The sequence below is a fragment of the Acinetobacter sp. Tr-809 genome (assembly GCF_011753255.1).
In the GTDB taxonomy this organism is placed as follows: Bacteria; Pseudomonadota; Gammaproteobacteria; order Pseudomonadales; family Moraxellaceae; genus Acinetobacter.
Genome location: NZ_VWVZ01000008.1, coordinates 103,707 through 115,810 on the forward strand (window position 1 = coordinate 103,707; position 12,104 = coordinate 115,810).

Below are 12,104 nucleotides of genomic sequence, written 5' to 3' on the forward strand. Positions count from 1 at the left end.
AAGCATAGTACGATACAAGTCACGTATCCCACTATTTTTTTTGATTTAATGTTCATTTTTAATGAGCAAGGATTGAACCAGCTTCTAAAAAAGTAAAAGGTTTTACTATTTTATTGCCAGTAATTTTCACACCAACGCTCAGATGTGAAAACATTCCAATCTCACTATCATGATCAATCGCTGAAGCGAGATTAACAATCACACCATCTTCTATTCTAACATCAACACCAATGACACATCCCGCCATAATACAAATGCCTTCCCCTAATTTAGCAGTAGGACTAATTATTGCAGATGGGTGAATTACGGTAGCTAAAGGAATCTCTAAGTTTTTTAACCTTTGAGCCCAATCCTTTCTAACCTGATTATTACCAACCGCAGGGATAGCTGCCGTGACGGTAGAAATGAGTGCCGATACCATCTCAATATTGGCTACGATAGGAAATCCAGCTACCTCTGTTTTTTGAGGCCAACTATCATCAGCAAACATAATTTTGCTCCATTGCCCTGATAGCGATGCAGCCTCTGCAACAGATTTCCCATGCCCACCAGCACCCAAAACCAATAATACTTTTTCTTCACGCATTTTCAGTTTTCCCTGCACCCAAGAATACAGCAAGTAAAATGAGTGGAATATAAGCCATCAACAAGATCACTTCTGGCATTAAAACCTTTTGCGCAGCAAGATACGCCATTGGAAAAAGCCAAAAAATATTGATAAAGAGCACGGCTATGGTCACTTTCGTATGACTATTATATTTACGTGAAGCATATTGGTAAGCATGTGATCGATGAGCATCATACATTTTGTGTCCATTACTCACTCGACGAATTAATGTGAAAGTGGCATCAACAATAAATACACCTAGGCATATGATCCAAGCACAAAAGAAAGCAATATCTGTTTTCAATGCAATCAAGGCCAAAATACCCAGAATTAATCCAAGGAAACCACTACCTGCATCTCCCATAAAAATACGAGCTTTAGGAAAATTCCACAGAACAAAACCCAATACGCTAGATGCGAGAATCAGTAATAGTTCACTAGATAAATGTATATTTAACAATAAATAGACTGCAGCTAAACTGAGAGTAGTCGTAATTGCTTCAATACTGGCAATCCCGTTAATCCCATCCATAAAATTATATAAATTCAATAACCAAACAAGAAATAACACTGCAATAATATTTGCCAACCACCCTAATTGTACATTACCACTAAATAATGTAACTTCAGAAAAGCCGCCCAAGAAAAAGACAACCCCTATCGCAATGACAAAATGGATCGCGAGTCGAAGCATGGAATTTATATGACCGTGATCATCCAAAAAGCCTAAAACAGCAATCCCAAATCCAGCAGCAGTCAAAATCAGACCTGTAGACCAATCTAACTCTCGACTAAGCATCAACCCAACTAATACAAACAAGAAAGTAATAACGATAGACACACCACCGCCACGGGGTGTTGGTATGGTATGTGAGCTTCTCTCATTTGGATTATCAATAATATTTTTCTTTAATGCGTAGTGTCGCATATAGCCTGTAAGCAAGAAAGAGATTACAAAACTGGTTAATATTATCCCAATTATTGACATAAGTTACTCACTTCTCTCAAGATATATTATTCCTGTTTTTTCTAAAGCATCATCTGCCGTGATTGGAGGCATCCAATTCAATAAATTACGCGCTTTTGATGCATCAACTTCTAGAGATAAAAACAATTGTTCATATAGCTTAGCTTTACCAATACAAATTGCACCTAGCTTCATCAAAAATGGGGGGATATAAACTAAATTGGTTTTTCTCCGCATGCCCTTTCTAATTAAACTCACGAGTTGCTGGGTAGAAAGTACCTCATTATCCGCAATCAAGAACAATTCATTCTTGGCCTGAGGATGTTCAATACACGTCTCAATAAAAGAAACCAAGTTCTCCAAAGCAACAAAAGAACGTTTATTATTTAGATAAGCGAAAGGTAGAGGTACATTCGTTGCGGCAAGCCTGAGTAATCTAGCAAAATTACCTGGAGCATCAGCAGCATATACTAATGGGGGTCTGATAATAACTAACTCAGTATTTGTATCTTTAAATAATTCTTTTAATGCCTGTTCCGCTTCTAGCTTAGAAATTGCATAGTCAGCATGAGGATATGGTTGGTCTGTTTCATCAAATGGTTTCTTCGTTGTAAAAGCACCATTCACACCAATTGAACTGATAAAAATAAAACGCGTAACTTTGTTCTCTAATGCCTGCTGAGCAAGCTCTAATGTACCTTGAACATTAACACTTCTGAAATGCTCTAATGGGTTTTGCACATTATCATTTAATATATGTGCCCTTCCTGCCAAATGCACAATTACATCAATGTTTGCAGGAATAGGAGTTGAAAAAACGTTTTCAGATGTAGCAACTAACTGCTCCACCATTACAGGTAAAGTATGCGAATGCCGTCTATTTAAAGCATATATCTTTTGATATTTATTACTCAGAATGAGTGAGTGGATCAAAGACTTACCAACAAAACCCGATGAACCTGTGACTAAAATATTTTTCATATTACGATTCCACAATGTCAGCAAAACTTTGCAGCAACTTATCTTGATGATAGTGATCTTGTAAAATTTGACGTGGTGAATTAGACAACCTGTTCAACTGAGTTCTGCAAATTTCATCAATTAATGATGCTAATCTCACTGGATCATTTGGCTCACAGACCCAGCCAATATTATGTTCTTTAACCATATTAGCCACTTCTGCATCTTCTTCCATAATAGCTAAAATTGGTCTATCAGCAGCCATCGTAAAATAGGCTTTACTAGGGACACCTAAGCCAAGCATGCCTTCTGCTAAAGTCACAATAGCAATATCACATGAGCTCAAACCTAAACTTCGCTGTTGGGCAGCTAACTCTCCAATATAAGCAACTTTATTTTTATTATTCTCGTTTTCAGCAAACTCTTTTACCAATTGAGCATCATTTCCACCGCCAATAAATAAAAATTTAGCAGATGGATTATTGATTAAGTTTATTGCAGCTAATAAATTAGAGATGCCTTGGACACGCCCCATATTTCCAAAAAATTGGAAAACGATATTTTCGTTCCACCCCAGTGAGCTAATAATTGAAGACTGTTGTTTCTCTTTAACCTCTATTTCAGTGAAATCAACCCAGTTCGGAATCACTGTAATATTATCGCTACCCGTTTTTTGTCGCATCAGGTTTTTCATATCACGGCCAATCACGATGAGATGATCAGCTCTAGAATAGATACGATTAAAAATAAAATTCATTATTTTAAATAAAACAGAATTTTTCTTTAAAATTCCTGCGGGAACTAAATTCTCAGGAAAAACATCATGAACTAGTAAATACCATTTAAATGGAATGAATACCCTTAAAAAAGCTAATAAAACTAGGAGAAAAAGTGGGTTTGTTCCAGAAACAACAACCTTATCCTTAGCTAAGTTTTTTAACAAAATCTTAAAAAAACCAAAAGTTTGTTGTAATTGACCAAGCAATCGCTTAAATAAATTATTTTTATCATAAGAAGCATGTAAAAATAAAAGCAAGCCAATATTACTACAGAACTTTTTCTGTATTTCCTCACGATCTCCTGAATAAGGCGCTATAACAGATAACTGCTCAACCCCATCGGATTGAGCAAGTTTCTGTATAATCTTATACCAAAAGTATCCTGTAGAATTTTGATCAGGATCAATAAACTCTGAAACAACCAATACTTTTTTCACAGTTTATAACCTTAAAATTGCTTCCAAATCACTCGATTTACATAATCCGTGTAGCTCATAATAATACGCACAACTTTTTCACTTACGTTTGGCATACTATAGTCTTCAACTAGACGTAAAAGACGATCTTCACCTCTAGTCTGACCTTCTAAAATTGCCAAACCTTGTAAAATACGTTCCGCTTTTAAACCTACCATCATTACAGCAGCTTCTTCCATTCCTTCTGGACGCTCATGTGCTTGACGTAAGTTAAGTGCTGGGAAGTTTAAAATTGATGATTCTTCGTTAATTGTTCCGCTATCAGACAATGCAGCTTTTGCTGAAAGCTGTAACTTATTGTAGTCGCTAAAACCTAATGGTTTTAGTAGTTGAATTAAAGGATGAAATTCAACATTTAACTCTTCAATACGCTTACGCGTACGAGGATGTGTCGAGACAATCACAGGATATTGATATTTTTCTGCAACTGAGTTTAGCATTTCAACTAAATCTAAAAAGTTCTGATCAGAATTAATGTTCTCTTCACGATGAGCACTGACAATAAAATATTCATGCTCTTTTAAACTCAAACGTTCAAGCACATCCGAAGCTTCAATTTTAGCCTTGTAATGGTGAAGAACTTCAAACATCGGACTACCTGTTTTAATGACTAAGTCAGCAGGTAAACCTTCAGCCAATAAGTAATCACGGGCTATCGTGCTATAAGTTAAATTAATATCAGCTGTGTGATCGACAATACGACGGTTAATTTCCTCAGGAACACGCATATCAAAACAACGGTTACCCGCTTCCATATGGAAAGTTGGGATTTTACGACGTTTTGCTGGTAATACCGCCATACAGCTATTGGTATCGCCTAATACTAATAAAGCTTCTGGTTGTACCTCTTCTAGAATTTTATCAACCGTAATAATGACATTACCAATCGTTTCTGCACCTGTCGCACCCGCTGCATTTAAGAAATGGTCAGGTTTACGAATACCCAAATCAGTAAAGAAAATTTCATTCAATTCATAATCATAGTTTTGTCCTGTATGAACAAGAGTATGATCAAAATATTGATCACAAGCAGTCATTACACGAGATAATCGAATAATTTCTGGGCGAGTACCCACCACTGTCATTAATTTTAACTTTTTCACAAATTTACACTCTTAATTTGTTATTGGCATCGCATAAGTATCAGGCTTATTACGATCAAAAATTTCATTTGCCCATAGCATTACGACCATTTCTTCATCACCAATGTTCGTAATATCATGTGTCCACCCTGGTACAGTTTCTACAATTCGAGGTTCTTCACCATGTGTTTCTAGTTCATAAAACTCACCAGTAACCACATGTTTAAACTTAAATAAAGCTTTCCCTTTAATCACCAAAAACTTTTCAGTTTTTGTATGATGGTAATGTCCACCTCGTGTAATGCCAGGATGGGCAGTAAAATAAGAGAATTGCCCCGCATCAGGTGTTTTAAGCATTTCTACAAACACGCCACGCGCATCACCGTATTTTGGGACACTATAGTCAAATTGCTCAGGTTTTAAGAAGCTCAGATAAGTTGAATAAAGTGCACGCGTTAAGCCCGTACCAACACGATCTGTAATCAGGCTATCTCTTGAGGCTTTAAAGCTATTTAAGGTTTTAGCCAAATCACCGACGGTAATTTGATATTCAGGCTCAACATGAAAAATTTGTTCAACTTGCTCACCATTGATGATATCCCAGAATGTTTCTATTACATCATCGACATAAACAAGACGAATTAGAGCATTTTCATCATGAATTTGTAATGGCAGATCTTGAGCTACATTATGGCAAAAAGTCGCAACCGCAGAGTTATAGTTCGGGCGAGACCATTTACCAAAAACATTGGCTAAACGGCAAATATAAACGGGATTCCCGTGAACCTGATTTAACGAAATCAGTGCCTGTTCGCCTCCTAACTTGCTCTTGCCATAAGCGTTGTCACGCTCTGCTTGTATAGACGATGACAGAATAATAGGAGTCTTTTTATTCGCTTGCAGCAAAATTTGACCAATTTTTTCAGTTAAGGTGGTATTCCCTTCAGTAAACTCACTGTCTTCTAATGGTCGATTCACACCAGCTAAATGTACAATCCAATCTACAGCCAAAACTGATTGCTCAAATTCTTGATCTGTTGTTTCACGATGAGCTTTTAAAATCTCAACTTCGGGTTTTTCTGATAAAAATTGGATCAAATTTTTTGCAATAAAACCATTAGACCCTGTGACTAAAACTTTCATACTAAGCCTCTGGATCTACATATTGTCCCTGTGTAAGCGCACGAATAAATTCAAGCTTGAGTAGCAGTTTTTTCATACCGTCTACATCTAAACGCTCAGTATTATGCGAATTATAATCTTCAAATTCTGTAATTTTTAAGTCACCATTTTCGACATATTTTTCATAATTCAGATCACGTTGATCAGCGGGTACACGGAAATAGTTACCTTGATCTATCGCAACAACCATCTCTTCTCGACTCAATAGAGCTTCATAAGCTTTTTCACCGTGACGAGTCCCCATAATCGTAATAGGGTAATCTTTCTGGTTTAATAATTCTTTGAGCGCTTGAGCTAGAACTTCAATCGTTGCCGCAGGTGCCTTTTGTACAAAAATATCGCCATTTTCACCATGCTCAAAAGCATAAAGAACAAGATCTACAGCATCTTCAAGAGTCATCATAAAGCGGGTCATATTCGGATCAGTAATCGTCAATGACTTTCCTTGGCGCATTTGGTCAACAAATAAAGGAATAACTGAACCTCTTGATGCCATGACATTGCCATATCGTGTACAACTAATAACAGTATCTAGATTTTCTAAGTTTCTTGATTTGGCAACAATAACTTTTTCCATCATTGCCTTAGAAATACCCATTGCATTAATTGGATAAACTGCTTTATCAGTACTCAAACAAACAATACGTTTTACACGATTTTGAATCGCTGCTTCGAGTACATTTTCTGTTCCGATAACATTTGTTTTTACAGCTTCCATTGGGTGGAACTCGCAAGATGGAACTTGCTTTAAGGCAGCTGCATGGTAAATGTAGTCAACGCCACGTGTTGCGTTCAAAATACTATTATAATCTCGCACGTCACCAATGTAGAATTTCAACTTTGATGATTGATACTTTTTCCGCATATCATCTTGCTTCTTTTCATCACGGCTAAAAATACGGATTTCTTTAATATCTGTTTCTAAAAACCGTTTTAGAACAGCATTACCAAAAGATCCTGTACCACCCGTGATCAATAATGTTTTGCTTTTAAACATGTGACATCTCTTCCTTATTCAAACAATTTTCAATAATCTCTGTATATGTGATCGCACGCTGTCTTGCATTGGAAAAATTTTCTGCATGCTTTTTTGCAGCCAATAGCTTAGCCTCTAATTCATCATCGCGTTGACTCTCGATAAAATTATGAATAACAGCGGCAGCAGAATATGGATCAGTTGGTTCAAAATAAAATGCAAAATCTAAACAAACATCCTTTATAAAGCCCCTATCCGATGCAAAAAGAGGCTTTTCCATTATCATTGTTTCTAAGGGTGTTGCTGAGAAGCATTCTAATAAACTAGGGAAAATTATAGCATCCATCTTTTCATAGAAGTTTGGACATTCGTTTACTTTAAGTGGACCGATATTTATGATGTTGTTTTGAAACTCAGAAGATTTATTCTGCCATTCTTGCTCATTAAAAGTGACATAAAAATCAACGTCTTTCTTATATTTATTTTTCAAAATTTCTTTTACTTTAGGTAAAATGGCCGTATTTTTATGAAAATAATCTCGACTAATTAAACCAATTTTAAATTTTTCCGAAGTCTCAAACTCGATCTGTTCCCACTTTTCAGGAGAAAAATATACATTTGAGACTGTATTATAGATAACATGAATATGTTCAGATTTAAAAATATCTAACTCAACTAAACGATGCTTGACATGTTCCAGCTCAACAACACAAAAATCTGATTTCTTAAAAAATTTCTTTTGTAAATAAAATTTTAGTTTAAACTTTAATTTTTCTATACTTGATAGCATGCTATAGCATTCATTATTAGGATAAATAATCCATGGCTGAGCAAATCCAACTAAATTTATTCCTTTGATTGGATGATAGCAAGGACCAAATATTGTAAAAACAAGATCATAAATATCAAATAAATTTATATTATTTTTATAACTTTTCAACCCAAAGATATTGTGAACTTTATAATTTTTAAAAAAAATTTTAGTAGATGGGTTAATATTCTTATCTACCTCAGAGGAAACAATAATATCAAAGTGTTTAATAATACTATTTGAGACAGATGGTAGCTCATTAATAAATGAGCTAGCCACTTGCACTCCACCACCACTATGCAAATTAGCAGCATTAATTAATACTTTCATAATCAAACACCTTAATCTCTAATAAATACCACTTAACAATAGGACTATCTAATTCGAATAAAATCAAAAATAAATAACAAGACAAGCAAAAAAACAAAACTGCCAGAGTTAAAAACATATCCATTATGTGCCATCATGAAAAAGTAATGCGTCAAATAGAATAGAAATGTTATAAAAAAACTATTTCTATAATCTTTAATTAGAGCTAACAGAAAGGAGAAAACAAAAAATATTAAACCAACTAAGACAGAACCACCATCTGCATAAATTGGCATAAGTGCTGTATAAACATTAAACGTAGGATTTACTAATGAATCATTATCATAAGTAAACTGACATTCCGAATTTAGCAAAGGAACAGAATGCAAACATTCCGAGGTATAAATTGGTGCAATACGAACAAAATTTTCAAAACCATAGAAAAAATAATTAAAGAATTCTTCAAAATTAATACTATAAACACCTGACCTAATAGCATTAATACCAAAAAATATTATTAAAAAAGCAAAAAAAGCTTTCAATAAAATTGATAATTTAATTTTCCTATATAACACAAAAAAACTAGAAAAAATAAAAATAAAATTTAGAAGTGTACTTTTCCAACCAGTTAAAACTGTTAACACCAACAATAAAAAAATTAGTCCTTTGATATAAAAGTCAAATTTTACATTCAAAACAAAATAGACATAGCTGCTAAAAAATAAAGATAACATTGAACACAAAGTAAAAACATTCCACAAATATCCTTGCTGAATATCAGTCCTTAAATTATTATTTAGAAGCGGTATACCGTGCTTTAGTAGCTGAATAGAAATACTAACAATGGCAAAAGATAACAATAATTTTATAATAAAAAAATATAATTTAGGAGGGAAATCAAAAAATTTAAAACTCAATCTTCTTGATAAAATTGTACCAAAGAAAAAACCCATCACAGTAAAAAATAAAGAAACCTGTATAGCAAACAATGATGGCCCATAAAAAGTTATCTTAGATAAATTTGTAAGGTATAGATAAATTAAAGCAGGAAGCATATATAAAGATATTGCAACTACATTAAATCTTATCTTCATTAGCTATTACCTTCTTGCCGAAAATATTTTCTAAAAATATACAATTTCAATTACTACTACTCCTATTAAGCAGTTTCTTTCAAAACTGTATTTTTACTAAATAAAATAAAGAAAAGATATCCCAAAAAAACTAACCACCCAGTTGCTACTTTTGCATATAAATAGTAATCTAAACCATAGCTTTGTTTAGAAAATAACGGATATATGTAATATAAAGCCAAAATAATACAAACACTTAGATTTACCAAAACAATTTCTCTTCTTAAATCCAACCCATTCATTACGTGATAATAGATCGCTGTAAGTGCAAAAGGTATAACTGCTAAGGTTGCTATATGCATTTGCTCAGTTAAAAAACCATAATTAGTAAATCTCGTAACAAAATAATCCATACAAAAATTCGCGGCAAAGACACCTACTACTGTAATACCAAGCGTAGTAAATGTTTCTTTCCAAAAAAAACGCTTGCCAACTTCACAGCTTTGTTTGATAATCTTGACAAATAACAATTCAGCAACTGTTGCTGGAATAATCATTAATGCAGTAAAAGCAAATAAAATAATACTGTAGTGCCCTAGTTCCACTCTACCATTTGAATAATCAATAAAGAATCGATCCATAACTAAATATAGAAAAATCATTAGTGAATTAATAAACAGCAAGAAAGATGGTAAAGCTATTTCTTTAACAACCTTCTTAATCCTTTCGTATCTAATAAAATCAAAAAGCTCTCTTTCCCGATAAAACAAAATAAGGCTAAAAAACAGATAAGAAAAAATCAAGGATATGAGATAAACATTAAAATCTAATGTATAAAAATATAATCCAATAGATATGAGGAGAGGTACTAACTGATTATAAAAAACCAGCTTTAACATTTTCGTTAAGCTATTTGTAGCACGATAATAGGCTTTTACAATATTCCCTACCGCAATAAAAATACCACTAGCTGTTAATATTGAGACTACAACATCAGCATCATTTAAAATAACTGCTATTAAAAGAATAAATAAAGATCCAACAAATGTAGTAAATAAAACTGTTGCCACTAAATACTTTTTTTCTTCTTCCTCAGCAACAGGGATATAGCGATCAAGTGAAAATCTTGCACCAAGATGCGAGTAATCTACAAATTGCTGCCAAGTTTTAGCAAGTGCTAAACTTCCAAGCTGATAAGAACTCAAATACTTCATCAGCAACAAGTTAAATATAATATTTAAAAACTGAATCGTATAATTCAATACTATATATATTAGTCCCTTTTTAAACATTGCTACTTACTACATCTTTTTTAATTTCATCGTAGAAGCTATCCTTCATTGCTTCACCTTTTTTAAAATTTTCAATAATTTCTTTATATTTATCTAAATAAACCTCTGAATAAATTTCACCTGGCATAATATGGCTTTTAGGTAAAATTTTAGAATGACGTCTACTTTGTGCAACCATATAAAGTAAAACTAATGCTCTATTTATCGTTTCGCTATCTAGCTTATCAATTTTGGTAATACTATCTAATATACTATAGTACTCTTCTACGGTATCTGGTTCTTTAGTTATACCAAATCCATAATAATAGCCTTTACCAGCAGTTACTGCTGGTATACCCAGACAACTAAACTCTAAACCAGCTGTGCCTTTTGCAGTAACAATATAATCTGCAAAATTGACAATTGAATTTGTATTTAAGTTATTTGGCAAAATATAAATATTATCTAACTGATACTTTTCTAAAAGCTCTTCTACTGCTCCCTTTTCATTCCACATATATGAACTAGGGTGAGCCTTGACAAAAGTATTAACTTCCTTATTCTCATTTAAATGAATAAGAGTTTTAACCAAAAAATCATAATAATCGTTAAATAACAAACCCTCTCCGACATGGGGGGCATCGGAAAAAGCATGAGACATTACCACAATATTTTTTTTATTCTTATCTACTTTTGGAAATATCTCTTTTAACTCATCTAAGCTGTAAGTTTTTTTATTTAAAAATGCATTTTTGACATCTATTTGGTCAATATTTCCATTAAATCTATTTTCAACATAAGCTCTAGCTTCTTCCAAATATTCAGGTGATGCTAATTTTTGATTAAAAAGCTCTATTGAAGGCTTAAGGAAGTGTTCTTTTATATTTACAGATGATTTGTAGCATTTATAAGCATAGATATCTTTTAAAAAAATCACACTTGTATTATCTAATTTCTTTAACTGTCTAGGCAGCATTCCAAATTCAGCATACACATTATGACTCGTAACCAAATACTTGGGCTTATATTTTCTAATTAAGTATTCATTATTATAAAAGGTCAAAAATGCTCTAAATATTAATCTATAATGTGTAAATTTAATTTGATTAATAGTATAAGTATTTGGCTTAAATCTAATAAGAGTATCATAAATAAGTTCACCCACCTCAACACCCTTATGTGTAAGATTTGCTAACTCATTACCATCCTTATATAAAAAAACTGTTTTTAATGTTGCAAATAATGCAGGGATAAAGACTAAAGGATTTAAGAATCCTTTCCACCACATATAGAAGTTATTTATATTAAAAGATTTATAAATATGAGCTACATCATTACTTTCTTCGTAAAAACCTCTTAAAAAAACAACAGGCTTAGCTCCTGTAACTTCTTGAACTGCCTTACCGATTCGTGCTTTATCCATAATACTTGCTGGACAAGTAATCTGGCCCTCTATTAGGCAATAACTATTTTCTGCAACAGATGAGTTTTCTTTTTTCCAATATTGATAGTTGAGTTCGGTGAACTCATTTTCTATTTGATTAGATTTATAGGGCTTAACATAATTTACAATAGTCTTTAAAATATTAATCATTGCGGTGATCCTTAAAA

General features: G+C 33.1%; 11 protein-coding genes. All 11 read right to left on the bottom strand.

Features of this window, described 5'->3' with window-relative positions; all coding sequences use genetic code 11:
• Positions 1-58: 58 nt before the first annotated feature.
• Positions 59-586 carry an acetyltransferase gene (locus tag F3J02_RS16550; protein WP_167251028.1) on the bottom strand — a complete coding sequence of 176 codons (528 nt, stop codon included), beginning with the start codon at positions 584-586 and terminating at the stop codon, positions 59-61.
• Positions 579-1,595 (bottom strand): MraY family glycosyltransferase, encoded by a 1,017-nt coding sequence (locus F3J02_RS16555; RefSeq protein WP_167251029.1) that lies wholly within the window; start codon positions 1,593-1,595, stop codon positions 579-581. The genes F3J02_RS16550 and F3J02_RS16555 overlap by 8 nt, the downstream gene beginning before the upstream one ends.
• Positions 1,596-1,598: 3 nt before the next feature.
• A complete protein-coding gene (locus tag F3J02_RS16560) occupies positions 1,599-2,555 on the bottom strand; it encodes an NAD-dependent epimerase/dehydratase family protein (protein ID WP_167251030.1) in 957 nt (318 codons plus the stop codon).
• 1 nt (position 2,556) lies between these two features.
• Positions 2,557-3,750: a glycosyltransferase family 4 protein gene (locus F3J02_RS16565; protein WP_167251031.1), complete on the bottom strand. Its 1,194-nt coding sequence runs from the start codon at positions 3,748-3,750 to the stop codon at positions 2,557-2,559.
• A gap of 11 nt (positions 3,751-3,761) precedes the next feature.
• A complete protein-coding gene (wecB, locus tag F3J02_RS16570) occupies positions 3,762-4,892 on the bottom strand; it encodes a non-hydrolyzing UDP-N-acetylglucosamine 2-epimerase (RefSeq protein WP_167251032.1) in 1,131 nt (376 codons plus the stop codon).
• A 12-nt stretch (positions 4,893-4,904) separates the two neighbouring features.
• Positions 4,905-6,014, bottom strand: coding sequence for a UDP-2-acetamido-2,6-beta-L-arabino-hexul-4-ose reductase (gene wbjC / locus F3J02_RS16575; protein ID WP_167251034.1), 1,110 nt, complete (start codon positions 6,012-6,014; stop codon positions 4,905-4,907).
• Position 6,015: 1 nt separating this feature from the next.
• On the bottom strand, positions 6,016-7,050 hold the full coding sequence (locus F3J02_RS16580) for a polysaccharide biosynthesis protein (protein ID WP_167251035.1): 1,035 nt from the start codon (positions 7,048-7,050) through the stop codon (positions 6,016-6,018).
• Positions 7,043-8,170 carry a glycosyltransferase gene (locus F3J02_RS16585; RefSeq protein ID WP_167251036.1) on the bottom strand — a complete coding sequence of 376 codons (1,128 nt, stop codon included), beginning with the start codon at positions 8,168-8,170 and terminating at the stop codon, positions 7,043-7,045. The genes F3J02_RS16580 and F3J02_RS16585 overlap by 8 nt, the downstream gene beginning before the upstream one ends.
• Positions 8,171-8,214: 44 nt before the next feature.
• The gene (locus F3J02_RS16590) at positions 8,215-9,243 is read right to left on the bottom strand and encodes a hypothetical protein (protein WP_167251037.1); all 1,029 of its coding nucleotides are present in this window, start codon (positions 9,241-9,243) and stop codon (positions 8,215-8,217) included.
• Between the two features lie 65 nt (positions 9,244-9,308).
• Positions 9,309-10,514: an oligosaccharide flippase family protein gene (locus F3J02_RS16595; protein WP_167251039.1), complete on the bottom strand. Its 1,206-nt coding sequence runs from the start codon at positions 10,512-10,514 to the stop codon at positions 9,309-9,311.
• Positions 10,507-12,087: a hypothetical protein gene (locus F3J02_RS16600; RefSeq protein ID WP_167251041.1), complete on the bottom strand. Its 1,581-nt coding sequence runs from the start codon at positions 12,085-12,087 to the stop codon at positions 10,507-10,509. Before F3J02_RS16600 ends, F3J02_RS16595 begins: the two co-directional genes overlap by 8 nt.
• Positions 12,088-12,104: the final 17 nt, after the last annotated feature.